The organism is Kluyvera sp. NPDC087067, assembly GCF_044745165.1.
GTDB lineage: Bacteria > Pseudomonadota > Gammaproteobacteria > Enterobacterales > Enterobacteriaceae > Kluyvera.
The window spans coordinates 377,750-401,821 of the sequence record NZ_JBIUZS010000004.1 but is presented as its reverse complement, the minus strand read 5'-3'; the positions used below and the strand labels follow the sequence as shown (position 1 = coordinate 401,821).

At 53.3% G+C, this 24,072-nt stretch carries 22 protein-coding genes and 7 tRNA genes; 17 read left to right on the top strand and 12 right to left on the bottom strand.

Annotated elements, in window-relative coordinates:
* Window positions 1–177 precede the first annotated feature (177 nt).
* Both pgm and seqA read right to left on the bottom strand, forming a co-directional pair.
* A complete protein-coding gene (gene pgm / locus ACIPDS_RS13475) occupies window positions 178–1,818 on the bottom strand; it encodes a phosphoglucomutase (alpha-D-glucose-1,6-bisphosphate-dependent) (RefSeq protein ID WP_400736587.1) in 1,641 nt (546 codons plus the stop codon).
* A 33-nt stretch (window positions 1,819–1,851) separates the two neighbouring features.
* A complete protein-coding gene (gene seqA / locus ACIPDS_RS13470) occupies window positions 1,852–2,418 on the bottom strand; it encodes a replication initiation negative regulator SeqA (RefSeq protein WP_166514855.1) in 567 nt (188 codons plus the stop codon).
* Between the two features lie 182 nt (window positions 2,419–2,600).
* On the opposite strand from seqA, the gene ybfF reads away from it, so the two are divergent.
* The 4 genes from ybfF (at window position 2,601) to fur (ending at window position 5,216) form a co-directional block, all read left to right on the top strand.
* The gene (gene ybfF / locus ACIPDS_RS13465) at window positions 2,601–3,365 is read left to right on the top strand and encodes an esterase (RefSeq protein WP_400736584.1); all 765 of its coding nucleotides are present in this window, start codon (window positions 2,601–2,603) and stop codon (window positions 3,363–3,365) included.
* Between the two features lie 130 nt (window positions 3,366–3,495).
* Window positions 3,496–3,789, top strand: coding sequence for a LexA regulated protein (gene ybfE / locus ACIPDS_RS13460; protein WP_166514853.1), 294 nt, complete (start codon window positions 3,496–3,498; stop codon window positions 3,787–3,789).
* Between the two features lie 150 nt (window positions 3,790–3,939).
* Entirely contained in the window at window positions 3,940–4,470 is a 531-nt protein-coding gene (gene fldA / locus ACIPDS_RS13455) for a flavodoxin FldA (protein WP_166514852.1), read from the top strand.
* Between the two features lie 293 nt (window positions 4,471–4,763).
* Window positions 4,764–5,216, top strand: a complete 453-nt coding sequence (gene fur, locus ACIPDS_RS13450) for a ferric iron uptake transcriptional regulator (protein WP_166514851.1) — start codon at window positions 4,764–4,766, stop codon at window positions 5,214–5,216.
* A gap of 122 nt (window positions 5,217–5,338) precedes the next feature.
* Here fur and chiQ read toward each other — a convergent pair whose 3' ends face one another.
* The 5 genes from chiQ to nagE form a co-directional block, all read right to left on the bottom strand.
* Window positions 5,339–5,680, bottom strand: coding sequence for a ChiQ/YbfN family lipoprotein (gene chiQ, locus ACIPDS_RS13445; RefSeq protein WP_166514850.1), 342 nt, complete (start codon window positions 5,678–5,680; stop codon window positions 5,339–5,341).
* A 50-nt stretch (window positions 5,681–5,730) separates the two neighbouring features.
* The gene (gene chiP / locus ACIPDS_RS13440; protein ID WP_166514849.1) at window positions 5,731–7,137 is read right to left on the bottom strand and encodes a chitoporin; all 1,407 of its coding nucleotides are present in this window, start codon (window positions 7,135–7,137) and stop codon (window positions 5,731–5,733) included.
* A gap of 499 nt (window positions 7,138–7,636) precedes the next feature.
* Complete coding sequence (glnS, locus tag ACIPDS_RS13435) at window positions 7,637–9,295, bottom strand: glutamine--tRNA ligase (protein ID WP_400736577.1); 1,659 nt, start codon at window positions 9,293–9,295, stop codon at window positions 7,637–7,639.
* Window positions 9,296–9,387: 92 nt separating this feature from the next.
* On the bottom strand, window positions 9,388–9,780 hold the full coding sequence (locus ACIPDS_RS13430) for a hypothetical protein (protein ID WP_400736574.1): 393 nt from the start codon (window positions 9,778–9,780) through the stop codon (window positions 9,388–9,390).
* Between the two features lie 102 nt (window positions 9,781–9,882).
* A complete protein-coding gene (nagE, locus tag ACIPDS_RS13425; RefSeq protein WP_400736571.1) occupies window positions 9,883–11,829 on the bottom strand; it encodes a PTS N-acetyl glucosamine transporter subunit IIABC in 1,947 nt (648 codons plus the stop codon).
* Between the two features lie 340 nt (window positions 11,830–12,169).
* On the opposite strand from nagE, the gene nagB reads away from it, so the two are divergent.
* The 5 genes from nagB (at window position 12,170) to asnB (ending at window position 18,254) form a co-directional block, all read left to right on the top strand.
* Window positions 12,170–12,970 (top strand): glucosamine-6-phosphate deaminase, encoded by an 801-nt coding sequence (gene nagB / locus ACIPDS_RS13420; protein WP_166514846.1) that lies wholly within the window; start codon window positions 12,170–12,172, stop codon window positions 12,968–12,970.
* Between the two features lie 58 nt (window positions 12,971–13,028).
* Complete coding sequence (gene nagA, locus ACIPDS_RS13415; protein ID WP_400736567.1) at window positions 13,029–14,177, top strand: N-acetylglucosamine-6-phosphate deacetylase; 1,149 nt, start codon at window positions 13,029–13,031, stop codon at window positions 14,175–14,177.
* A gap of 8 nt (window positions 14,178–14,185) precedes the next feature.
* A complete protein-coding gene (locus ACIPDS_RS13410) occupies window positions 14,186–15,406 on the top strand; it encodes an N-acetylglucosamine repressor (RefSeq protein WP_400736563.1) in 1,221 nt (406 codons plus the stop codon).
* 68 nt (window positions 15,407–15,474) lie between these two features.
* On the top strand, window positions 15,475–16,227 hold the full coding sequence (locus tag ACIPDS_RS13405; protein ID WP_166514843.1) for an HAD-IIA family hydrolase: 753 nt from the start codon (window positions 15,475–15,477) through the stop codon (window positions 16,225–16,227).
* Window positions 16,228–16,589: 362 nt separating this feature from the next.
* Window positions 16,590–18,254: an asparagine synthase B gene (gene asnB, locus ACIPDS_RS13400; protein WP_400736559.1), complete on the top strand. Its 1,665-nt coding sequence runs from the start codon at window positions 16,590–16,592 to the stop codon at window positions 18,252–18,254.
* Between the two features lie 466 nt (window positions 18,255–18,720).
* On the opposite strand, the gene ACIPDS_RS13395 is transcribed toward asnB, so the two are convergent.
* The 5 genes from ACIPDS_RS13395 to ACIPDS_RS13375 are packed head-to-tail and all read right to left on the bottom strand — an operon-like array spanning window position 18,721 to window position 22,419.
* A complete protein-coding gene (locus tag ACIPDS_RS13395; RefSeq protein ID WP_400736556.1) occupies window positions 18,721–20,805 on the bottom strand; it encodes a heavy metal translocating P-type ATPase in 2,085 nt (694 codons plus the stop codon).
* The gene (locus tag ACIPDS_RS13390; RefSeq protein WP_400736553.1) at window positions 20,802–21,104 is read right to left on the bottom strand and encodes a YtxH domain-containing protein; all 303 of its coding nucleotides are present in this window, start codon (window positions 21,102–21,104) and stop codon (window positions 20,802–20,804) included. The genes ACIPDS_RS13395 and ACIPDS_RS13390 overlap by 4 nt, the downstream gene beginning before the upstream one ends.
* Entirely contained in the window at window positions 21,091–21,402 is a 312-nt protein-coding gene (locus tag ACIPDS_RS13385) for a hypothetical protein (RefSeq protein WP_400736550.1), read from the bottom strand. Before ACIPDS_RS13385 ends, ACIPDS_RS13390 begins: the two co-directional genes overlap by 14 nt.
* Window positions 21,386–22,075, bottom strand: coding sequence for a hypothetical protein (locus tag ACIPDS_RS13380; protein WP_400736548.1), 690 nt, complete (start codon window positions 22,073–22,075; stop codon window positions 21,386–21,388). Before ACIPDS_RS13380 ends, ACIPDS_RS13385 begins: the two co-directional genes overlap by 17 nt.
* Window positions 22,076–22,089: 14 nt before the next feature.
* Complete coding sequence (locus tag ACIPDS_RS13375) at window positions 22,090–22,419, bottom strand: HMA2 domain-containing protein (protein ID WP_400736545.1); 330 nt, start codon at window positions 22,417–22,419, stop codon at window positions 22,090–22,092.
* A 205-nt stretch (window positions 22,420–22,624) separates the two neighbouring features.
* On the opposite strand from ACIPDS_RS13375, the gene ACIPDS_RS13370 reads away from it, so the two are divergent.
* The 8 genes from ACIPDS_RS13370 (at window position 22,625) to ACIPDS_RS13335 (ending at window position 23,897) form a co-directional block, all read left to right on the top strand.
* Window positions 22,625–22,990: a hypothetical protein gene (locus ACIPDS_RS13370; RefSeq protein WP_400736542.1), complete on the top strand. Its 366-nt coding sequence runs from the start codon at window positions 22,625–22,627 to the stop codon at window positions 22,988–22,990.
* A 200-nt stretch (window positions 22,991–23,190) separates the two neighbouring features.
* Window positions 23,191–23,267, top strand: a tRNA-Met gene (locus tag ACIPDS_RS13365).
* 9 nt (window positions 23,268–23,276) lie between these two features.
* A tRNA-Leu gene (locus ACIPDS_RS13360) sits at window positions 23,277–23,361 on the top strand.
* A 23-nt stretch (window positions 23,362–23,384) separates the two neighbouring features.
* Window positions 23,385–23,459 (top strand) — tRNA-Gln (locus tag ACIPDS_RS13355).
* A gap of 36 nt (window positions 23,460–23,495) precedes the next feature.
* A tRNA-Gln gene (locus tag ACIPDS_RS13350) sits at window positions 23,496–23,570 on the top strand.
* Window positions 23,571–23,589: 19 nt separating this feature from the next.
* Window positions 23,590–23,666, top strand: a tRNA-Met gene (locus tag ACIPDS_RS13345).
* 46 nt (window positions 23,667–23,712) lie between these two features.
* A tRNA-Gln gene (locus tag ACIPDS_RS13340) sits at window positions 23,713–23,787 on the top strand.
* Between the two features lie 35 nt (window positions 23,788–23,822).
* Window positions 23,823–23,897, top strand: a tRNA-Gln gene (locus tag ACIPDS_RS13335).
* The last annotated feature ends 175 nt before the right edge of the window (window positions 23,898–24,072 follow it).

The following is a 24,072-nucleotide window of genomic DNA, read 5'->3' as shown; positions in this document are numbered from 1 at the left end:
AAAGGGAGCCAATTGGCTCCCTTTTAAACGGCTGATAAAGTCCAGATAGTCGAGTAGCCCGGACGAGGCGGTACGCCGACTCCGGGGAATTCCCGGCGGCGCTACGCCTGGACGGGCTACCGAATTGGTGTAGGCCGGATAAGGCGTAGCCGCCATCCGGCAACCTGCACTGAACGCTTAAGCGTTTTTCAACACTTCGCTGACAATATCTACCGCTTCTTTCTCAATCTGCTGACGATGCTCAGCGCCGAGGAAACTTTCACAGTAAATTTTGTAAGCATCTTCCGTACCAGATGGACGCGCAGCGAACCAGCCGTTGTCGGTCATGACTTTCAGCCCGCCAATAGACGCGCCGTTACCCGGTGCGGCCGTCAAACGCGCGGTGATAGGATCGCCTGCCAGCGTGCTGGCGCTCACCATTTCTGGAGACAGTTTAGACAGCGCCGCTTTCTGGGCAGAGGTTGCGCTCGCCTGCAAACGGTTATAGCTCGGCGCGCCAAAACGTTCCGCCAGCTCGTTGTAGTGCTCCTGCGGGTTCTTACCGGTGACTGCGGTAATTTCTGCCGCCAGCAGACACATGATGATGCCGTCTTTATCGGTAGACCACGGCGTGCCATCGAAACGCAGGAACGATGCCCCCGCGCTCTCTTCGCCGCCGAAACCGAAGCTGCCGTCGAACAGACCGTCAACAAACCATTTGAAGCCCACCGGGACTTCCACCAGCTTACGACCCAAATCGTTAACCACACGGTCAATCATGGCAGAAGAGACCAGCGTCTTACCGACCGCCACGTCTTTGCCCCACTGTGGACGATGCTGGAACAGATAGTTGATTGCCACGGCGAGATAATGGTTCGGGTTCATCAAACCGGCCGGGGTGACGATACCGTGACGGTCGTAATCCGGGTCGTTGGCAAACGCTAAATCAAATTTGTCACGCAGCGCCAGCAGACCGGCCATCGCACACTCGGAGGAACAGTCCATACGGATTGCGCCGTCTTTATCAAGGTGCATAAAGCGGAAGGTCTGGTCGACGTGGTCGTTGACGATAGTCAGATTCAGGTTGTAGTGCTTGGCAATACGTTTCCAGTATTCAATACCGGAGCCGCCCAGCGGGTCGACGCCCAGCGTCAGGCCCGCTTTCTGGATAGCCGCCATATCGACGATATCCGCCAGCCCTTCAATAAACGGTTGAACCAGATCGACTTCCTGCACATGGCCTGAAGCCAGGGCTTCGGCATAAGACAGACGCTTCACGCCGTTAAGGTCAGCGGCTAACAGTGCATTCGCACGGTCTTCAACCACTTTGGTGACGTTGGTATCAGCCGGGCCGCCGTTTGGCGGGTTGTATTTGATACCGCCATCTTCCGGCGGGTTGTGGGATGGGGTGATCACAATCCCATCAGCCAGCTTGCCACCCTTTTTGTTGTGAACCAGGATAGCGTTGGAAACCGCAGGCGTTGGCGTAAAGCCGTTATTTTCCTGCACAATGACATCGACACCATTTGCTGCCAACACTTCAAGGACGGAGATAAACGCAGGCTCAGAGAGCGCGTGAGTATCTTTTCCGACATAGCATGGGCCCGTAATTCCATTTTTCGCGCGCTCTTCAGCAATCGCCTGAGCAATGGCTAAAATATGCTTTTCGTTGAAGCTGTGACGACCTGCGCTGCCACGGTGACCGGAAGTCCCGAACTTCACCGCGTGTTCCGCGTTACCCACCTCGGGCTGCAATACGTAGTACTGAGCCGTCAATTGAGCGACGTTGATCAAATCACTTTGCTGTGCGGGTTGACCCGCACGGGTATGGTTTGCCATTGCCTGGTCCTTCTTATGCAAGGGTTAAAGTATTTAGATAGTACCGCAAACCTTTTCAATCAATTCCACCGGGAACTGCATTGACTGCATGATGTGTTCGACCATGCTGCATTTACGGCCTGTATTGGTGTTGGTAATGACCCAGTATGGCGTATCCGGCACCTGTTTCGGTTTGGTCTGGTTGCCGTTTTTGATAAGCGTTTGCTCATCGGCGGCAAAATAGACGCGGGTACGACCATGGAGCGATTCGGTGGCTTCAGCGAAAGCCTTGTTATCCAGCGAATACAGCGTGGTTAAAATCAGCATAAAACGGTTAACCGCTTTTTTCTGCTCGGCATATTCATCGGAGAGCAGCAGTTCGCGCATGGCGCGGACTTTGTCTTTAGCCGTTTTTACCGTTTTAACTTCAGCAACGGGAGCAGCCACTGGCGCGGGCGCCGATTGTTCTGCCTTGACGACCGGCGCAGCAATCGCTGCGGGCTGTGAAGCGGCGGAGAATTTCAACATACGCCGTAAAATGTCGGACGCGCTCTCGCCAATGTGCAGAGTGTGAGCCGCAATATAGCGATAGAGCTCGTCATCAACTTCGATCGTTTTCATCTTAATCCGGTGCGATAATTTTTCTGAATACAATTCATTGGGATTATAAAGTCAAAACCCAACAGCGGGTAGCGCCAAACCAGGAAGACGGCAAAATTAGGATGAGTTCCCGACTTGCCCCTGAGCGTTAGAATGTCCAACATGATACCCTAACCCGACAACGCGAAAAAAAGAACTTTGCTATGAAATTGAATGTCCGAGCGCAATCTGCACAAAACCTGCACAATAATTCCCCCATCGTTCTCGTTCACGGCCTGTTTGGCAGTCTGGACAATCTGGGGATCCTCGCCCGCGATCTGGTTTCTGACCACGATATTCTCCAGGTCGATATGCGTAACCACGGATTATCGCCGCGTTCTGAGGAGATGAACTATCCCGCGATGGCGCAGGATCTTGTGGATACCCTCGACGCGCACAATATTGAGAAGGCCACGGTTATCGGCCACTCGATGGGCGGCAAAGCGGTCATGGCGCTAACGGCGCTGGCCCCGGATCGTATTGACCATCTGGTGGCGATTGATATTGCTCCGGTGAATTATCACGTCCGCCGCCATGACGAAATTTTCGCCGCGATTAATGCTGTCACCAATGCGGGCGTAGCCACGCGCCAGCAGGCCGCCACGGTGATGCGTGAGTTCTTAAATGAAGAAGGCGTGATTCAGTTCCTGTTGAAATCGTTTGTCGACGGCGCGTGGCGCTTTAACGTCCCGGTGCTGTGGGAGCAATACGCCAATATCGTCGGCTGGGAAACCATTCCCGCGTGGGACCACCCTGCTCTGTTTATTCCCGGCGGCAATTCGCCGTACGTCACCGAAGCCTATCGCGACGACTTACTGGCGCAATTCCCGCAGGCCAAAGCGCACGTTATTGCCGGTGCCGGGCATTGGGTTCACGCCGAAAAACCTGACGCGGTACTGCGCGCGATTCGCCGCTACCTCGCAGAGTGATTAAAAATGCAACGACCGCGCGCCAGAATAGCCGCGGTCGTTGGCGTGCGGGTTCCACTGATGTATGATTGCGCGCTGTCTGCATCGGGCGCTGCCCGGTAGCTTGTTTTCCCCGAAGTCACTCAGAACCATGGCAAAAGAACAAACGGACCGTACGACACTAGATTTGTTCGCAAATGAGCGTCGGCCGGGAAGACCAAAAACCAATCCGCTTTCGCGTGACGAACAGCTCCGCATCAACAAGCGCAATCAGTTAAAACGCGACAAGGTTCGCGGGCTGAAGCGCGTTGAGCTAAAGCTGAACGTCGAGGCCGTTGATGCGCTCAACGAACTGGCGACTGCCCGTGATATGAGCCGCAGCGAACTTATCGAAGAAATGTTGATGAGTCAGCTTGCGCTGCTGCACGGACAGGGGAAAGTCTGAAAATCCCCCCAAAACACACTTTCATGTAGCAGAGTGTGCAGTACGGCACGATTGCTGTTTCCGCACCCTTCTCTGTTCTGCTATGATTGCCCTTATCTGTGGGCAATAATCCACCACCATCTCATTAAGTTTCAAGAGGTTATTTTACTCATGGCAATCGTTGGCATCTTCTTCGGTAGCGATACCGGTAATACCGAAAATATCGCAAAAATGATTCAAAAACAGCTTGGCAAAGATGTCGCTGAAGTACACGACATTGCCAAGAGCAGCAAAGAAGACCTGGCGGCCTTCGATATTCTGCTGCTGGGTATCCCAACCTGGTACTACGGCGAAGCACAGTGTGACTGGGATGATTTCTTCCCGACGCTGGAAGAAGTTGATTTCAATGGTAAACTGGTTGCGCTGTTCGGCTGTGGCGACCAGGAAGACTATGCTGAATACTTCTGTGATGCGCTTGGCACCATCCGCGATATTATCGAACCACGCGGTGCGACCATCGTCGGCCATTGGCCTACTGCGGGTTACCACTTCGAAGCGTCTAAAGGCCTTGCCGATGACGATCACTTTGTGGGCCTGGCCATTGATGAAGATCGCCAGCCAGAACTGACCGCTGAGCGCGTTGAGAAGTGGGTTAAGCAGGTGGCAGAAGAACTGCACCTGGATGAAATCAAAAACGCCTGATGCAAATGAGGCGCGATAATATAATCGCGCCTCATTAATAGGTAAAAGCAATCAAATTAATAGCTACATTTTTTTAACTTTTTGCCACATACCTGTACAATATCTTCTGATTTAGCGTTGTTCCATCGCCTGATTTGTCGATGAAGCCTCGTTTTTGAAAGCTTAGCTGACCCGAGTCTTGCTGTTTTCATTTTGCCAGGGGCATTCTATAATGAGACGCATTAATTCGGGTGCATTCTCTGTGAAACTTTCGCTGATGGAAGTTAATCGTTTAGCAACAGGACAGATTCCGCATGACTGACAATAATACCGCACTAAAGAAGGCTGGCCTGAAAGTCACACTTCCACGGTTGAAGATTCTCGAAGTTCTTCAGGAACCTGATAACCACCATGTCAGCGCGGAAGACTTATACAAACGCCTGATCGACATGGGTGAAGAGATTGGCCTCGCCACGGTTTACCGTGTTCTTAACCAATTTGATGATGCTGGCATTGTGACACGCCATAATTTTGAAGGCGGCAAATCCGTTTTCGAACTGACCCAGCAGCATCACCACGATCACCTGATCTGCCTCGACTGCGGCAAGGTTATCGAGTTTAGCGACGATTCCATTGAAGCGCGTCAGCGTGAAATTGCGACCAAGCATGGCATCCGCTTAACTAACCACAGTCTTTATCTTTACGGTCACTGCGCTGAAGGCGATTGCCGCGAAGATGAAAACGCTCACGAAATCATCGAAAAGTAATTTTCTGCTTTCGTAAAAAGCCAGCCATTGCGAGCTGGTTTTTTTTTGCCTGTCGTTAGGCTGGCGCCATAAAAAAACCGCTGCAAGCAGCGGTTTTTTCAGTTATCAGCGTTCGGTTTATTTTATTTTTGTGGCGTATTATTGCTGCGAATTTCCTGCCAGATTTTATCACAACGGGCAGCAACCGCCTGATCGTTACCCGTTTTGCGGGCCTGAATGCACTGCTGATAATCCAGCACGCGCACGCTTTCCTGATTGGCAAATTGTTCGTGCTTCTTATCCTGACGCAGGACGTTCAGCACGCTCTGACAGGCTTCAATTTTATCGGGATTCCCCTGCGCGGTGTTAATACAGGCGCTGTAGGCATCCTTGAGTTTGCTATCTTCTTTCGGTGCCGGTGAAGTTGACTGCCCGCAGGCGGTCAGGCCGGTAGCCATTAAGGCGACAATAATCAGTTTTTTCATACGACGGGCCTCTTAGCAGCGGCAGAGGTTTCCCCCTGCCGCATCCTGCATCAGAAAATAGTGAACGGTGCGATCATCATGAATTTCACGTCGCGCTCATCCTGGAAGATGTTGCCGTAACCACCGCCCCAGCTTGGGATATCGGAGTGGTTGTCGTATTGCGTGAAGTGCAGTTTGAACAATGTCCCCTTCGCACGACCTTCCTGAACGGTGTACATCATGTCGAGGCTGTACGCAGACTCTTTGATGGTGTTGTTCTTGTCGTAGTAGGCATCTGGGTTGATCTGCCAGGTCGCTGGTTTCGCATCCCATGCATAGACGTAAGACGCACCGATGGCCCAGCCTGGGAGGTTCCAGTTTTTCAGGTCATACATGGAACCGAAGAACACTGCCTTTTCGCCGTTGGCGTTAAAGTCAGAACGGTTATCCCACCAGATATCCAGACGACCGTTTGAAGACGCGTAGGTCGGGGTCATACGCTGCAGGAAGTAGCCCTGCTGACCATCCGCTTTCACCCACGTCCCTTCCAGACGGAAGTCGAAAACTTCGTTGAGCTTATAGCCAAAGGTTAATGCTTGCAGCCATGCGGTGCCGTCGTAAATATCGTTCACGCCGCCGTCGCTGACTTTGTCGCGCGTTCCGTAGAACTGGTAGCTGGTGGTCAGCGGGCCGCCAGGGATATCAAACTTGTAGCTCCCTTTCGCGAAGTACTGATCCACATAGCCTTCTGCCTGACCAAATGCCGCTTCCAGCACCAGGTCATTTTTAAAATCATATTTCGCACCGATGGAGTGCAGGTAATCGACCTTGGTCTTCTTATCGTTTTGATAGAAGTTATCCATCTCCAGATGCCATGGCGCCTTGTACTCATTGGTCCACATGTAGGAGAAGCTCAGCGCGCCATTATCGCCATAGTCAAAGTTTGCCCCGGCTTCAGCACCCTGATAGGTACCTGGCATAAAGCTCCAGTGTGGCGCCAGCAGCGTCTGACCGGTTGGCTGAATATAACCCGCGCGTGCCCAGGTTGGGCCGAGTTTAAATTTCGCGGCCGCTTTATACAGGCTGATACCGCTCTTATCACCGCTGTAATCTTCGCTATAGCCTTTATTTTTTGAGGAGAATGCGATTTCGTTCGGGTGGCCGCTTTCCGCGCTTTCGTTCATTTCAATCGCGGTAAACGCAGCAATATCAATACCGAACATATCGGCAGCATAACCAGACTGGAAGTCGAGGTTGGCGTTCCAGGTAGAATGCGAGAGGTTGGTTTTATATTTGTCGTGATCGGTGACATCTTTACGGTCACGTTCACGCTGCCAGTAATAGATACCGCCGGTTAATGTGGAGTCGTCGATAAAGCCTTCTGCTTTCGCATCTGGAGCGACTGCAAAGCCTGACAGTGCTGTCACACCGGCGATAGCCAGCGCCAGCGTACTACGTTTGCCACTAAACGTACGCATAGTTATATCCTCTTTGACTTTTAAAATGCCGCTGCAAAGCAGAGGCAAAAAATAAAAACTTTAAAAAAAATGAACTTCTTAAAAAAGTGTTTCGCTACACCGATAGACTATTTTTCGCGACGCGAATTATCAATCCTTTTCCGCAATGAAAGTGCAGGATTATGACAAGGCGCACATATTTGATTTCAATGTGTAACGGAATGCGTTGTTAACATTTATCTCCGTCAACCCTTACAGGGCCTGGAAGAAATGTTAATGAGACCGTTTACATCGGGAAAGATAAAACAAGAGTGTGACAAATTAAGAATGTCTTAGAGGCAGGAAATTCATATTAATTCGCTACGCGAATCTAGGGCGGTTCTGACAGCAAAAAAAACACCGCCGAAGCGGTGCCTTAAAGTTGCTACTGTGGACACGTAAACTTTGTAGTGCCTGATAGGCGAAGCGCCATCAGGCAGATTGCCGGATGGCGGCGTTGCCTTATCCGGCCTACAAGAATTTAGCCGACCCAGGTGTCACGCAGACCAACGGTGCGGTTAAACACCAGCTTCTCAGCGGTGCTGTAGCGGCTATCGAGGCAGAAGTAACCCTCACGCTCGAACTGGAACGCTTTACCGGCTTCAGCGGCCTGTAGAGACGGCTCAGCATAGCCCTGCTTGATAACCAGTGATTCTGGGTTCATCACGGTCAGGAAGTCTTCTGCTGCACCCGGGTTTGGCACGCTGAACAGACGGTCGTACAGGCGAATTTCCACCGGCAGCGCATGTGCCGCACTGACCCAATGAATCACACCCTTCACTTTACGGCCGTCGGCCGGATCTTTGCTCAGGGTATCGGCGTCATAGGTACAGAAGATGGTGGTGATATTGCCTTCGGCATCTTTCTCCACACGCTCTGCTTTCACCACGTAGGCGTTACGCAGACGTACTTCTTTGCCCATTACCAGACGCTTGTACTGCTTGTTCGCTTCTTCGCGGAAATCTGCACGGTCGATCCAGATCTCAGCGCTGAATGGCACGTCACGGCTACCCATTTCCGGTTTGTTCGGATGGTTAGGCATAGTAACCAGTTCGCTTTCGCCCTGCGGGTAGTTTTCGATAACCAGTTTAACCGGATCGATTACCGCCATCGCACGCGGTGCGTTTTCGTTGAGATCTTCACGAATGCAGGATTCCAGAGAAGCGATCTCAATGGTGTTGTCCTGCTTGGTCACGCCGATGCGTTTGCAGAACTCACGAATGGCCGCGGCGGTATAGCCACGACGACGCAGACCAGAGATGGTCGGCATACGCGGATCGTCCCAACCTTCTACGTGTTTTTCCATCACCAGCTGATTGAGCTTACGCTTGGACATCACGGTGTATTCCAGATTCAGGCGCGAGAACTCATACTGGCGCGGGTGAACCGGAATGGTGATGTTATCGAGCACCCAGTCGTACAGACGACGGTTGTCCTGGAATTCCAGCGTACACAGGGAGTGCGTAATGCCTTCCAGCGCATCGCTGATGCAGTGGGTGAAGTCGTACATCGGGTAGATGCACCACTTGGTGCCGGTCTGGTGGTGATCGGCAAATTTAATACGGTACAGCACCGGATCGCGCATCACGATAAACGGCGAAGCCATATCGATTTTAGCGCGCAGACAGGCAGTACCTTCCGCAAAGCCGCCGGTACGCATTTTTTCAAACAGCGCCAGGTTCTCTTCTACGCTGCGATCGCGGTACGGGCTGTTTTTACCCGGTGCGGTCAGCGAGCCGCGATATTCGCGGATCTGCTCTGGCGTCAGCTCATCGACGTACGCCAGGCCTTTGTTGATAAGCTCTACCGCATAGGCATGCAGCTGATCGAAGTAATCAGAGGAGTAGCGAACGTTGCCAGACCAGTGAAAACCTAACCATTCGACGTCGTTTTTGATGGACTCAACGTATTCGATGTCTTCTTTTACCGGGTTGGTGTCATCGAAACGCAGGTTGCACTGGCCCTGGTAGTCTTGCGCGATACCGAAGTTCAGGCAGATAGATTTCGCGTGGCCGATGTGCAGATAGCCATTCGGCTCTGGCGGAAAACGGGTATGCACCGTGTTGTGCTTACCGGTAGCCAGATCTTCATCAATGATCTGACGAATAAAGTTAGTCGGGCGGGCTTCAGCCTCACTCATCGTAGATTCCTCAAAGCGTAAACAACGTATAACGGAACATGATCTTATAAGCTGGCAACGGAAACAACCTTTAGTTAAACAAATTCGCGCGTTTATTTGGCAAACTCATTGCAGATCGTCGGGGATGCGCTGCGCTGCAAAATGATGGGCTTATCAAGCATCTGGGGAGTACCTTTGGCAGCGGAAAAACCTGGCGCATTGATGCACCACTGCCAGTGATAAAAAACCATCCCATGAATAAAGAAAGCCAGCGGCGACCATTCAGACTTTCGCGCAACAGCAATATGCCCCTGTTCATCAGCAACAAATTTCTCTTCCGAGGGAAGTCCATGGCTTGTAAACGTGACAAATTGCATTACTGCTGTGGGTATCGGCTCTCCCTGCGGGTCGCGGACATCAACTTCAAGATGGGGCCGGGTCGTCGCATAGCGAGGAATACAGCCGGTTAAAATTAATAGAATAAATGCCACACCAACGATTCTCATCGCGCCTCCATGCGTTTAGGCCGTAATAATAACTGCAAACACATAAAAAAAAGCGGCGCAGGTTTCGCTGCGCCGCTATGGCATAAACTCTACTCAGGAGCTTTACTTGCCTTTAATCTCATACAGCGGTGTTTGACCGGCAACCACGTGGCCTTCGGCTTTAATCACCAGCGCGCCGAAATCATCGCTGTTGCTGCAAACGACCGGACTGATCATCGAGCGCGCGTTAGCGTTGAGGAAATCCAGATCCATTTCCAGGATTGGCTGACCGGCAACCACTTCAGCGCCCTCTTCAACCAGGCGTTTAAAGCCTTTACCATCCAGCGCGACGGTATCGATACCCATGTGGACAACGATTTCCGCGCCTTTAGTGGTTTCAAGGCAGAATGCGTGATTGGTGTTGAAGATTTTGACAATCGTTCCCGCGGCTGGAGAAACGACGGTTTTATCCGTTGGTTTCACCGCCACACCGTCGCCGACCGCTTTGCTGGCGAAGGCTTCATCAGGAACCTGCTCAAGCGCCACCACGTCACCGGTAATCGGTGAAACCAGCGTTTCAACGGTCGCGGCATTCGCTACGGCCTGTGGTTTTGCCGCGCTTGCCGCAACCGGCGCGCTTTCTGCTGCTGCGGCGGCAACCGGGCCACGCGCAACCACTTTCTTCATTTCGTCACCGATAGATTCGGCTTTCGCACCCACAATGACCTGAATGGTTTGTTTGTTCAGTTTCACCACGCCGGAAGCGCCCAGACGTTTACACATCGCATCGCTTACCTTCGCGGAATCGCCAACGGTCAGACGCAGACGGGTAATACAGGCATCAATCGCTTTCAGGTTGTCAGTACCGCCAACCGCCGCGATGTAGTTAGTTGCCAGCTGAGCCAGACCTTCTTCGGTATTGCTGTTGGCTTCATTGGTGACCACATTGTCGTCCTGATCTTCACGGCCCGGCGTTTTCAGGTTGAACATGCGGATAACCACGCTGAACAGCACGAAGTAAATCACGAAGAACACCAGACCCATCACTACCAGCATCCAGACGTTCTTACTTGCTGCCGGCAGGCTGTACATCAACACGTAGTCAATCGCACCCGCGGAGAAGGAGAAGCCAGCGTGAATACCCAGCAGGGTCGCGAGGAACAGGCTCACCCCGGTCAGAATCGCGTGCAGGAGGTACAGCAGCGGCGCCAGGAACATGAACAGGAATTCCAGCGGCTCGGTAACACCGGTCAGGAACGCGGTGATGGCAACGGACAGCAGCATACCACCGACCATTGGACGACGCGCTTTCGGTGCCGCGAAGTACATTGCCAGCGCTGCACCCGGCAGACCGAACATCATGATTGGGAAGAAGCCGGACATGAACATGCCCGCGGTGCCGTCACCCGCGTAGAAGCGGTTGATATCACCGTGGAAGACTGCGCCAGCCGCGTTGGTGAATTCACCAATCTGGAACCAGGCGATAGTGTTCAGAACCTGATGCAGACCGGTTGGGATCAGCAGACGGTTGATGAAACCGAAGATACCGGAACCCAGCGCGCCTGCGCCAACGATCCACTCACCACCCGCGTGAATAGCGTTCTGCACCGGTGGCCACACGTAGCCAAAGATTGCTGCCAGCACCAGACAGAAGAAGCCTGTAGCGATTGGCACAAAGCGTTTGCCGCCAAAGAAGCTCAGGAAGTCAGGCAGTTTGATGCCAGACCAGCGGTTGTAAGTCGCACCGGCGACCAGACCGGTAATGATACCTGCCAACACGCCCATATTGATGGCCGGGTTGATGGTAATCATTGCTTTGGTCAGAACGAAATAACCTACTGCGCCTGCCAGAGCTGCCGCACCGGCGCTGTCTTTAGACCAGCTCGATGCCACACCAATGGCGAAAATCAGCGCCAGGTTATCAAAGATAGATCCACCCGCCTGGGCGATAAATGGAACGTTCAGTAAATCTGGCTGACCGAATCGCAGCAACAGTGCCGCCACCGGCAGCACGGCGATAGGGAGCTGTAATGCCCTACCTAGTCGCTGGAAAAAACCTAAAATATTCATCTTATTCCCCCTACGAGACCCCGATACGGCTCATTTAAGCCATTTTTTATTGTGCGAAAAAGCGTGGTACTGCGATGTCTTGTAAACTGTACTCACCCTTCCTCAGGATTATGAGTGTGTGGAAGTTTAATTCGTATCGCAAATTAAACACGTATTTTTTGTGATAAAAGTCACCAAATATTGTTCTCCCCATCCCCTTTCACTGGCTAACTATGAAAACTTATTTTATCATTCAAAAAATCGAAACGGATTGCTCCCTGTTGATGTAAACGGGTTACGCTTAAGATTACGTAGAGACGCCATCCGCCAACTGCTTACATTTTACATATTGAGGTGAAGAATGAGACTGATTCCTCTAGTTAACGCTGAACAAGTCGGCAAATGGGCGGCTCGCCACATCGTTAACCGTATCAACGCGTTTAAACCTACCGCCGATCGTCCATTTGTTCTTGGACTGCCGACCGGGGGTACTCCGCTGGCAACCTACAAAGAACTGGTTGCAATGCATAAAGCGGGCCAGGTGAGCTTCAAACACGTCGTCACCTTCAACATGGACGAATATGTTGGTCTGCCAAAAGATCATCCTGAAAGCTACTACACCTTCATGCACCGCAATTTCTTCGACCACATTGATATCCCGGCAGAAAACATCAACCTGCTGAATGGTAACGCACCGGATGTTGATGCAGAATGTCGTCGCTACGAAGAAAAAATTCGCTCCTACGGCAAGATTCATCTGTTCATGGGCGGCGTGGGCAATGATGGTCATATCGCGTTTAACGAACCGGCCTCATCGCTTTCATCACGTACCCGCATTAAAACGCTGACGCACGAAACGCGTGTCGCCAACTCACGTTTCTTCGACGGCGACGTCGCGCAGGTGCCGAAATATGCGCTGACCGTCGGCGTGGGCACCCTGCTGGATGCTGAAGAAGTGATGATTCTGGTACAGGGCGCAACCAAGGCGCTGGCCCTGCAACAGGCCGTTGAAGGTAACGTTAACCACATGTGGACCATTACCTGTCTGCAGCTGCACCCGAAATCACTGATCGTGTGCGATGAACCTTCCACCATGGAGTTGAAGGTCAAGACGCTGAAATATTTCCACGAACTCGAAGCGGAAAATATCAAAGGTCTGTAATGTCTTACCGTCCCGCAGCCGGTCTGTGGGACAACAATTTTGAACACCGGGGGTCGTAATGTATGCATTAACCCATGGCCGGATTTATACCGGTCACGAAATTCTGGATGACCATGCGATTATCGTCGCCGATGGCCTGATTGAACGTATTTGTCCACTGGCTGATGTACCCGCGAACGTCGAACAGCGTTCTGTTAATGGCGCCATTCTCGCCCCGGGGTTTATTGACGTTCAGCTTAACGGCTGTGGCGGCGTACAGTTCAACGATACGGCGGAAGCGGTTAGCGTTGAAACGCTGGAAATCATGCAGAAAGCCAACGAGAAATCAGGCTGCACCAACTTCCTGCCAACGCTCATCACCACCAGTGACGACCTGATGAAACAGGGCGTGCGCGTGATGCGTGAGTATCTGGCGAAACATCCAAACCAGGCGCTGGGTCTGCATCTTGAAGGTCCGTGGCTGAATATCGTCAAAAAAGGTACCCATAACCCGAGCTTCGTGCGTAAACCCGATGCTGAGCTGGTGCAGTTCCTTTGCGATAATGCTGACGTCATCACCAAAGTCACTCTGGCGCCGGAAATGGTTGCCCCGGAAGTGATCACCGCGCTGGTCAACGCCGGTATCGTGGTGTCTGCGGGCCACTCTAACGCCACGGCGAAAGAGGCACGTATTGGTTTCCGCGCAGGGATCTCCTTCGCTACCCACCTGTTCAACGCCATGCCGTATATGTCTGGCCGCGAACCGGGTCTGACCGGTGCCATCCTCGACGCTAATGAAATCTATTGCGGGATCATTGCCGACGGCCTGCACGTTGACTTTATCAATATCCGTAACGCCAAGCGCTTAAAAGGCGACAAGCTGTGCCTGGTTACCGACGCCACCGCACCTGCAGGTGCCAACATTGATCAGTTCATTTTTGCCGGTAAAACAATATACTACCGTAATGGACTGTGCGTTGATGAAAACGGCACCTTGAGCGGCTCATCCCTGACGATGATCGAAGGGGTTCGTAACCTGGTCCTGCACGCGAATATTGCGCTGGACGAAGTGCTGCGTATGGCAACGCTCTACCCTGCTCGCGCTATTGGCGTCGACAAAAAGCTTGGCAGCATTGCTCCGGGTAAAGTGGCGAACCTGACTGCGTTCACCCACGATTTTAAAATCATCAAGACCATCGTTAATGGCAACGAGGTCGTTACTGAGTAAGAGAAAGTATGACATCAGGCGGACAAGCTCAAATTGGTAATGTTGATCTCGTAAAACAGCTTAACAGCGCGGCCGTTTACCGCCTGATTGACCAGCATGGGCCAATCTCGCGAATTCAGATTGCCGAGCAGAGCCAGCTTGCCCCCGCCAGCGTGACAAAAATCACGCGTCAGCTTATTGAGCGCGGATTGATCAAAGAAGTCGATCAGCAGGCCTCCACCGGGGGCCGCCGCGCTATCTCGATCGTTACCGAAACCCGCAATTTCCACGCCATCGGCGTGCGCCTTGGCCGTCACGATACCACTCTCACGCTCTACGACCTGAGCAGCAAAGTGGTCGCTGAGGAGCACTTCCCGCTCCCTGAACGTACTCAGGAGACGCTGGAACACGCGTTGCTGAACACCATAGCCACGTTTATTGAATCGTATCAGCGCAAAATTCGTGAGCTGATCGCCATCTCCGTTATTTTGCCAGGGCTTGTGGATCCTGAAAGCGGCGTGATTCGCTATATGCCGCATATCCCGGTGGAAAACTGGCACCTGGTAGAAGCGCTGCAAAAACGCTTTAACGTCACCTGTTTTGTTGGCCATGATATCCGCAGTCTGGCGCTGGCAGAGCACTACTTCGGTGCAAGCCAGGACTGTGATGACTCCATTCTGGTGCGCGTCCACCGCGGTACAGGCGCAGGCATCATCTCTAACGGGCGGATATTTATCGGCCGTAACGGCAACGTAGGTGAAATCGGGCATATCCAGGTTGATCCGCTTGGCGAACGCTGCCACTGCGGTAACTTTGGCTGTCTTGAAACCGTGGCGGCCAATGCCGCCATCGAGCAGCGCGTCCGTCATCTGCTTGAGCAGGGCTACCATAGCCGCGTCACGTTGGATGATTGCCACATCAAATCAATTTGTAAGGCCGCCAACAAAGGCGATCCGCTGGCCACTGAGGTCATTGAGCACGTTGGCCGTCATCTGGGTAAAACCATCGCTATTGCCATTAACCTGTTCAACCCGCAGAAAGTGGTGATTGCCGGTGAAATCATCGAGGCCGACCGCGTCCTGCTGCCGGCCATTGAAGGCTGCATCAACACTCAGGTTCTGAAGGCGTTTCGCAAGAACCTGCCGGTGGTGCGCTCGACCCTCGACCACCGCTCCGCGATTGGCGCATTTGCGCTGGTCAAACGCGCCATGCTCAACGGCATCCTGCTACAACATTTACTGGAAGGTTAGCCGTAAGAGGAAACGCCGGGGATAACGTGTATAATTACGCCTCTTTAAAAACAAACGCCAGGTAGTCCATGACCATTCAGAATGTAATCTGTGATATTGACGGCGTGCTGATGCACGACAACGTTGCCGTTCCCGGTGCGGCGGAATTCGTCGCCCGCATACTGGAAAAAGGTATGCCGTTTCTCTGTCTGACCAACTACCCTTCACAGACGGGTCAGGATTTGGCGAACCGCTTCGCCACCGCTGGCATCGACGTGCCTGACAGCGTGTTTTATACCTCCGCCATGGCAACAGCCGATTTCCTGCGTCGCCAGGAAGGAAAAAAAGCGTACGTGGTCGGCGAAGGCGCATTAATTCACGAGCTCTATAAAGCTGGCTTCACGATTACCGACGTCAACCCTGACTTCGTTATCGTTGGCGAAACTCGCTCATTTAACTGGGATATGATGCACAAGGCGGCATTTTTCGTGGCGAACGGTGCACGCTTTATCGCCACGAACCCGGATACGCACGGCCGCGGCTACTACCCAGCCTGTGGCGCATTGTGCGCCGGTATCGAAAAAATTTCCGGCCGTAAGCCGTTTGTCGTTGGCAAGCCAAGCCCGTGGATCATCCGCGCAGCGCTCAATAAAATGCAGGCGCACTCAGAGCAGACGGTTATTGTGGGCGACAACCTGCGCACCGATATTCTGGCGGGTTTCCAGGCCGGCCTGGAGACGATTCTGGTGCTTTCCGGTGTTTCCACCGTTGATGACATCGATAATATGCCTTTCAGACCTTCATGGATTTACCCATCCGTTGCGGAAATCGATGTAATCTAAAACGCCCGCACCGCAAGCTACTAATCAATCCGCGTTGGCGTCAGACCAATGACGCCTCAGGCGGCCTCCAACCGGAGTGCCGCTTCGCCCCACTCCCCTTATGAATCATAAGCAGCCCAGCCATGCCAAAGTTGAATCATTAAAAAAACACGCTTTAAATTAACGATTCATCAATAGCCGAAGGTTTCGCATACGTATTTTTTAGTATTCAACAACACCTATTGAATTTTTTCTTAAAACCCCTGAAAAAGCCTTGCGCCTCTTGTCCCTTTACGGCATTTTTTTAGTAATGCAAAGGCACCGCGAGAGCGCAGCGCCACACAACAATACTGCACAACATTACAGGGTTAACGGAGAAGTCTATGTGTTCTATTTTCGGTGTACTGGATATTAAAACTGACGCGGGCGAGCTGCGTAAAAAAGCGCTGGAGCTTTCCCGCCTGATGCGCCACCGTGGCCCGGACTGGTCCGGTGTCTACGCCTGTGATAAAGCGATTCTGGCGCACGAACGCCTGTCGATTGTTGACGTCAACGCCGGTGCCCAGCCGCTGTATAACGAAAAGAAAACGCACGCTCTGGCCGTTAACGGTGAAATCTATAACCATCAAGCGCTGCGCGCAGAATATGCTGACCGCTATCAATTCCAGACCGGTTCAGACTGTGAAGTGATCCTCGCACTGTACCAGGAAAAAGGGCCGGACTTCCTTGACGAACTGGAAGGGATGTTTGCGTTCGTACTGTACGACAGCGAAAAAGACGCTTACCTGATTGGCCGCGACCACATCGGTATTATCCCGCTGTATATGGGGCATGACGAATTCGGTAACTTCTACGTGGCGTCTGAAATGAAAGCGCTGACGCCGGTTTGCCGCACCATTCAGGAATTCCCGGCAGGCAGCTACCTGTGGAGCAAAGACGGTGAAATCCGTCAGTACTATCAACGCGACTGGTTTGATTACGACGCGGTGAAAGATAACGTGACCGACAAAAACGAACTGCGTCAGGCGCTGGAAGATTCCGTGAAAAGCCACCTGATGTCCGACGTGCCTTACGGCGTATTGTTGTCCGGCGGTCTGGATTCTTCCGTTATCTCGGCTATCACCAAAAAATACGCCGCGCGCCGGGTGGAAGATCAGGAGCGTTCAGAAGCCTGGTGGCCGCAGTTGCACTCCTTCGCCGTCGGCCTGGAGGGTTCACCTGACCTGAAAGCCGCGCAGGAAGTCGCAAACCACCTCGGTACCGTGCACCACGAAATTCATTTCACCGTGCAGGAAGGTCTGGATGCGATTCGTGATGTGATTTACCACATCGAAACCTACGACGTGACGACTATCCGCGCCTCCACGCCGATGTATCTGATGTCGCGTAAAATCAAAGCGATGGGCATCAAAATGGTGCTGTCCGGTGAGGGTTCTGATGAGGTGTTTGGCGGCTATCTGTACTTCCACAAAGCGCCAAACGCTAAAGAGCTACACGAAGAGACCGTCCGTAAGCTGCAGGCGCTGCATATGTACGACTGCGCCCGCGCGAACAAAGCCATGTCCGCCTGGGGTGTAGAAGCACGCGTTCCGTTCCTGGATAAAAAATTCCTCGACGTGGCCATGCGCATCAACCCGCAGGACAAAATGTGCGGCAACGGCAAAATGGAAAAACACGTGCTGCGCGAGTGCTTCGAGTCTTATCTGCCAGCAAGCGTGGCATGGCGTCAGAAGGAGCAGTTCTCCGACGGCGTGGGCTATAGCTGGATTGATACATTAAAAGAAGTGGCGGCAAAACAGGTGACCGATCAGCAGCTGGAAACCGCGCACTTCCGCTTCCCGTATAACACGCCAACGTCAAAAGAAGGCTATCTGTACCGCGAAATCTTTGAAGAGCTGTTCCCTGTGCCAAGCGCCGCGGAATGTGTGCCAGGCGGCCCGTCCGTCGCATGTTCTTCTGCAAAAGCGATTGAGTGGGATGAAGCGTTTAAAAACATGGACGATCCGTCAGGACGTGCGGTCGGCGTGCACCAGTCTGCGTATCAGTAAGCGGAACGGTTGATGAGAAAGGCCCCTGATGGTGACATCGGGGGCTTTTTTTTAGGGAGGGGCAAGGGAGAAAAACATCTTGCTTTGATTTTGCAAATGGCATCGTCTGGCCCCTCACCCCGGTCCTCTCCCCGGAGGGGCGAGGGAGAAAACCATCGCGCTGTGATATTGCAAACGGCACCGTCTGGCCCCTCACCCCGGCCCTCTCCCCGGAGGGGCGAGGGAGAAAACCATCGCGCTGTGATTTTGCAAATGGCATCGTCTGGCCCCTCACCCCGGCCCTCTCCCCGGAGGGGGCGAGGGGGAAAGCCATCGCGCTGTGATTTTGCAAACGACACCGTCTGCCCCCTCACCCCGGCCCTCTCCCCGGAGGGGCGAGGGAGAAAACCATCGGGCTGAGATATTGCAAACGACACCGTTCGGTTCCCTCTCCCCTTTGGGGAGAGGGTTAGGGTGAGGGGAAACCCTACTCCCCACGCCCTTTCTTCGCCGCCAGTGACCGCAGCAACACCCCTAACGTCGTGCCGTTGTGTAACATCGCGCTCGCCCCCGGAGAGAGCCAGCCCAGCGCTGCCGCCAGCATAATGGCGCTGTTAATCCACTCGGTTAGCTTAATGTTGCTGTTCACCAGCTTCATCGCTTCAAGCGACAGTTCACGCGCAGCGATCACCCCGTGCAGATTATCCTGTAGCAGCACCGCATCCGCCGCCTGTTGCGCAAGTTCAGTACTCTGGTTCATCGCTAACCCGACGTCCGCCTGAGTCAGCACCGGGGCATCGTTAATACCATCCCCCACAAACAGAACCCGATGCCCTGCCGCCTGCAACGCCTGGACGACTTCAACCTTCCTTTCCGGCGTAGCATTCGCGACATAGCTGTCGATACCAACGCGTTCTGCCAGCTGACACGCTTTCTCAGCACGATCGCCGGTCAGCAGCACTACCTGACGAATACCTGACGCTTTCAGTTGGGCAACCACTTCGGAAGCTTCATCGCGCAGATGATCCTGCAAGCCAATCATCCCCACCAGTTGGTTATCAAAACCGATAAACAACAGATGGCGCCCCTTCGTCTCCAGCTCACGAATTTCCGCTTCATATGGCGAGAAATCAATATCATAGTGACAATCGAGGAAATGACGGCTGCCAATCACCATCTGGTGATCTTCCAGCGCGCAAAGTAAGCCGTGGGCAATCACGTATTCCACTTCACCGTGCGCAATGTGCGGCAACTCATGATGCTCGGCCGCCGCCACGACCGCATGGGCCAATGGGTGATTACTGTGCTCCTCCACGGAGGCGGCAATGGCCAGCAGACGCTTAGCGTGAACCAGTTGATCGTTGAAGCTGATAACGTCCGTCACCTGCATCTCGTCATGCGTGAGAGTCCCGGTTTTATCGAACACCACCGTGTCGACGTCGGCCAGTTTCTCAATCGCCCTGCCGCCTTTAAGCAGCAGCCCGCTTTGCGCCGCGCGATACATAATCGATTTAAAGGCAATCGGCGTGCTGAGCTTTAATGCACAGGAGTAATCGACCAGGAATACCGATGCCAGCCTTTCCCAGTTACGGGTCATGGCGAATACGGCAGCCCCAACGCCAAGCGTGATCGCAACGCGGCGGTCAGCCATCTGCTGAGTCACCTGCTGGGTTTCACTGCGCTGAGTTAGCGAGTCGCGGATAAAGCGACGGATGTGCGCCGTTGAAGACGACTCGCCCACCTGCTCGGCGCTTATCGCCACGTTGCCGTCCTGAATTTGCGTTCCCGCATACACCCAGGAGCCAGCTTCACGGCGTACCGGCACGCTTTCGCCGGTCATGGATGCCTGATTGACCTGAGCCACCCCACGCAGCACGGTGCCGTCGGCTGGGATATTATCGCCCGGGCCAAGTAACATCACGTCACCGGTAACCAGTTCGCTGCTATTGATCTCAACGCTTTCCCCGCCACGCTCAACCCACACCAGATGTTCACGCGGCTGCATCAGATCCGCCAGTAGCGCATCGGAATGACGGCTGGTCTCCTGCTCCATATACTCGCCAAGCGTCAGCAAAGACTGCGTTAGCATCGCGGTACGGTTATCGCCGCGCAGCATCGAGAGGCTCAACGCCAGCGCGTCCAGCACCTCAACTTTAAGCTGCCCCTGGCTTAGGGTATGCGCGCCTTCGAGGATTGTCGGCGCGGTCAGTAGCGCCGCCGGCAGACGCGCCCACCGCTGTGGTAACACCTGCGTTAACGCCAGCCCCGCCAGATTCAGCAGGTTATCGCCGCCGCAGTATTCGGTTTCAAACTCAACGTCGTTCGCCGTTTGCCAGTCCAGCGCGTTGACCGCCGTAACAATATCGGCCAGCGATGTCCGCGCGCAATCCCATTGAATCACCACGCTTTGCGCTGAGGGGCGAATGCGCACGCCGCTAACGCCGGTGAAGCTCAGAATCTGTTGCTTCAGCCATCCGGCAGCGTCGGGCACCTCTTTAAGCGTTGATATCCGCAAGCGCACGCGTCCTGGGATCTGGTGAACGATAGTCACACGTTCGCCAATGCCACTCACGCGATGTCATCCTGATTCTGGCTACGGTAGTAATCCACCTCAGCCTGAAGATCGGCAATACGCTCCTTGAGCTCTTCCATTTCACCACGCACGGTGCCCCAGGCTTTCGTCGCGGTATTGGAGATCCCCTGCTGCACGTTACGGTTGGTGAGCAAGTAGGTTATTGCCGCCCCCGCCACAAGACCGGTAATCAGATGCGTACGGTTATTGGACGCCGCGGGCATTTGTACCGGTCGCGCCGCCGGGTTAGGTTCCCACATACCGGTGTACGGGTTATACAGGTACTCAGGCTGATTCATTTTTTCCTCGCTTAGCTATCGCATCCATAAGATAAAGAGAAGCCGCGCCCACGCCGATGATGGTCAACACTGACTCAAGCGGGCGCGTCTTATTGGCATCCGCAATCGCCATCACCGTGCCGCTGATAAGGCTCGCTTTTGCCGTCGCCTTTATCACCGAACCGGCAGCTTCATTGAGCGTCTGTTCATTTTGCTGGTAGCGCTGCCATTCACGCAGGCAAGCCGCGCTCCCGCCGACAAGCGCACCGGCAACGGCGGCGCGACTTACCCGGCTATGTCGGTCACGGTTGCTGTTCATCCGCTACGTCCTCATCATCAAACGGCATGGCAGTGGGTTGACGATGACGCTCGACGGATTCCTGGAAGCCATCTTTTCCGGCTTTCACGGTGTCGCGAAAGATAGCCGCGCTGGAGGTGGCCGTCTCTTTAATGGCTTCTGAGCCGTTTTTGACGCCATCTTTTACTTTGCTGGAACCGGCTTTTAGCATGTCACCGGCACCCGCCAGCGTTTGCATCAACATGCCGCGCACGGAGTCATTGGTCAGTAACAGCGTCACCGCTGCGCCAACCATCGCGCCTTTCCAGAACTCTTTATCATCCATACCCACGGTGCTGATGATGTTTTTCAGCAGGCCAGCCTGCTCGCCCATCGCGCCGTCAACCACGTGCTGCGCATACTGACTCCAGTCCACGCCCGGTGCGGCTGAATGGTGATGCTGATGATGGTGTGGCTGCGCAAACTGTGGCGGGACGGCACCCTGTGGGAAGCCCATAGGCGGGAAGCCCATCGCCATCTGCGGCGGCATCTGCATTTGCGGCTGAGGGGGAACCTGCGGCTGAGCAGGCATCTGCCCGTTCTGCGGCCAGGCCATACCCTGCGGCATTGGCGGATACGGATACCATGGGTAACCGTACGGCGGATAGTAACCTGCTGGTGGGATCTGCTGTGCGTTGCTGTCATTAGTACTCATGATGACGTCCTTATTCATTTAGTGAGAGGGGCGAGAATGGCGGCAAGCTGCTCCAGAGCCTGTTGCGCTTGCTGACCATCATCACCGAACAGTTGATTTAAAATTTGCGGGCGAATTGCCGACGCGTCGTACTCAAGTACCAGCGAGCCGGTGTCACTGTTGATCTGATAGCGCCGAAGGTATCCGTCAGGATGGCAATAAGCATCAAGCTGTTTGAGCTTGCCCTGACTCAGGGTCGCCATCAGCTTGTTAGAAAAACGCAGGCGTAAACGCCCGGGTATATGGTGCGCCACTTCAACAAAGCGGCGCAGCGTCAGTAAGTCGCCAAAGGATTCGGCAGGCATATCATTAATACCCAGATATTTATAACGGATATGAATCAAATCACAGATATAGAACGCCAGACAGCGCTAATCGACCTTCTTTTGCGGTTTATCAAAATGAAATACACGATTCTTTTTTGCACTGCGTGCGGAGAGCACTGGACAGGGTGATAATGCAAATATAAATTACTCTCATTACTACTACATAAATAAATGTGAGGCAGTTATGACTCCCTACCTGCACCAGACTCCCCATCGCATTCGTATCCGTTCAAGCTGGATCCAGCGCCATCCTGAAGAGGTTCTGAGCCTGATTAAAACGCTACAGGCCCGCGACGGTATAAAGGAAATCGTGCACCGTCTGTATGCTGGATCGGTGGCGATTAATTTCGATCCATCACAAATTTCCGCAAGTGAGCTGCTGGCCGAACTGGAACACGCGCAGTGGCTAACGAGCCAGAAAGATAAAAGCTATATCGAGAACACCCTGCGTGTTGGCGCCGGTCATTTACTGAAAACGCTGGCTTTTGGTGCATTAAAGCGTACAGTCGGTGGCCCGATGGTTTCTCTGGTTAGCGTGTTAACGCGATAACCCTGCATGACATCAGGGCGTTTTGTGCGCCTGATATAACGGTAAATAACCAATAATTGCCGAATATTGCGCCAGGCTGTTCGCAACCTAACCAAACAGTCACATTCCAGTGAATTTCATTGAAAAAGGTGTTGACGGTATTAGGCTCAATAAGCATAATGCGCCCCGCAACGCCGATAAGGTAACGCGAGAAAAAAGATGGCTACGTAGCTCAGTTGGTTAGAGCACATCACTCATAATGATGGGGTCACAGGTTCGAATCCCGTCGTAGCCACCATCTTTTTTTGCGGGAGTGGCGAAATTGGTAGACGCACTAGATTTAGGTTCTAGCGCCGCAAGGTGTGCGAGTTCAAGTCTCGCCTCCCGCACCATTCACCCGTAAGCGTTGCACGGATGGGGTATCGCCAAGCGGTAAGGCACCGGTTTTTGATACCGGCATTCCCTGGTTCGAATCCAGGTACCCCAGCCATTTTTCTTCGATATTTGCGGGTCACCGCGACGGTATTGGGGTATCGCCAAGCGGTAAGGCACCGGTTTTTGATACCGGCATTCCCTGGTTCGAATCCAGGTACCCCAGCCATCGAAGAAACAACAGTACCGGCTACGTAGCTCAGTTGGTTAGAGCACATCACTCATAATGATGGGGTCACAGGTTCGAATCCCGTCGTAGCCACCAAATTCAGAATTTCTCGAGAGCATCGATAAATTCAAAACAAAATTGTTGGGGTATCGCCAAGCGGTAAGGCTCTGGTTTCTGATACCAGCATTCCGAGGTTCGAATCCTCGTACCCCAGCCATTTTCAAAAGTCGTTCACTGTGTGGACGCACCCGTTGGGGTATCGCCAAGCGGTAAGGCACTGGTTTCTGATACCAGCATTCCGAGGTTCGAATCCTCGTACCCCAGCCATCTTCGAAAAGCTCGCTTCGGCGAGCTTTTTTCGTTTTGATGTATTCTGAAAAATCCCCTTCCCTGGTTACCTGTCTTTTGGGCCAATGCTGGATTCTGATTATTTTCGTCGACAGTAGCGCGAAACGGGCAGCGTAGAGTGCCAGGACTTTGTGCAGAATGGAGAGGATGCTAT

Coding starts and splice junctions, on each gene's coding strand:
- seqA (WP_166514855.1), bottom strand. CDS start 2,418: ATGAAAACGATCGAAGTTGATGACGAGCTCTATCGCTATATTGCGGCT.
- nagB (WP_166514846.1), top strand. CDS start 12,170: ATGAGACTGATTCCTCTAGTTAACGCTGAACAAGTCGGCAAATGGGCG.
- ybfF (WP_400736584.1), top strand. CDS start 2,601: ATGAAATTGAATGTCCGAGCGCAATCTGCACAAAACCTGCACAATAAT.
- ACIPDS_RS13430 (WP_400736574.1), bottom strand. CDS start 9,780: ATGAGAATCGTTGGTGTGGCATTTATTCTATTAATTTTAACCGGCTGT.
- nagE (WP_400736571.1), bottom strand. CDS start 11,829: ATGAATATTTTAGGTTTTTTCCAGCGACTAGGTAGGGCATTACAGCTC.
- fur (WP_166514851.1), top strand. CDS start 4,764: ATGACTGACAATAATACCGCACTAAAGAAGGCTGGCCTGAAAGTCACA.
- asnB (WP_400736559.1), top strand. CDS start 16,590: ATGTGTTCTATTTTCGGTGTACTGGATATTAAAACTGACGCGGGCGAG.
- ybfE (WP_166514853.1), top strand. CDS start 3,496: ATGGCAAAAGAACAAACGGACCGTACGACACTAGATTTGTTCGCAAAT.
- pgm (WP_400736587.1), bottom strand. CDS start 1,818: ATGGCAAACCATACCCGTGCGGGTCAACCCGCACAGCAAAGTGATTTG.
- chiP (WP_166514849.1), bottom strand. CDS start 7,137: ATGCGTACGTTTAGTGGCAAACGTAGTACGCTGGCGCTGGCTATCGCC.
- chiQ (WP_166514850.1), bottom strand. CDS start 5,680: ATGAAAAAACTGATTATTGTCGCCTTAATGGCTACCGGCCTGACCGCC.
- ACIPDS_RS13410 (WP_400736563.1), top strand. CDS start 14,186: ATGACATCAGGCGGACAAGCTCAAATTGGTAATGTTGATCTCGTAAAA.
- ACIPDS_RS13390 (WP_400736553.1), bottom strand. CDS start 21,104: ATGAATCAGCCTGAGTACCTGTATAACCCGTACACCGGTATGTGGGAA.
- nagA (WP_400736567.1), top strand. CDS start 13,029: ATGTATGCATTAACCCATGGCCGGATTTATACCGGTCACGAAATTCTG.
- fldA (WP_166514852.1), top strand. CDS start 3,940: ATGGCAATCGTTGGCATCTTCTTCGGTAGCGATACCGGTAATACCGAA.
- ACIPDS_RS13375 (WP_400736545.1), bottom strand. CDS start 22,419: ATGCCTGCCGAATCCTTTGGCGACTTACTGACGCTGCGCCGCTTTGTT.
- ACIPDS_RS13370 (WP_400736542.1), top strand. CDS start 22,625: ATGACTCCCTACCTGCACCAGACTCCCCATCGCATTCGTATCCGTTCA.
- ACIPDS_RS13385 (WP_400736550.1), bottom strand. CDS start 21,402: ATGAACAGCAACCGTGACCGACATAGCCGGGTAAGTCGCGCCGCCGTT.
- ACIPDS_RS13380 (WP_400736548.1), bottom strand. CDS start 22,075: ATGAGTACTAATGACAGCAACGCACAGCAGATCCCACCAGCAGGTTAC.
- glnS (WP_400736577.1), bottom strand. CDS start 9,295: ATGAGTGAGGCTGAAGCCCGCCCGACTAACTTTATTCGTCAGATCATT.
- ACIPDS_RS13405 (WP_166514843.1), top strand. CDS start 15,475: ATGACCATTCAGAATGTAATCTGTGATATTGACGGCGTGCTGATGCAC.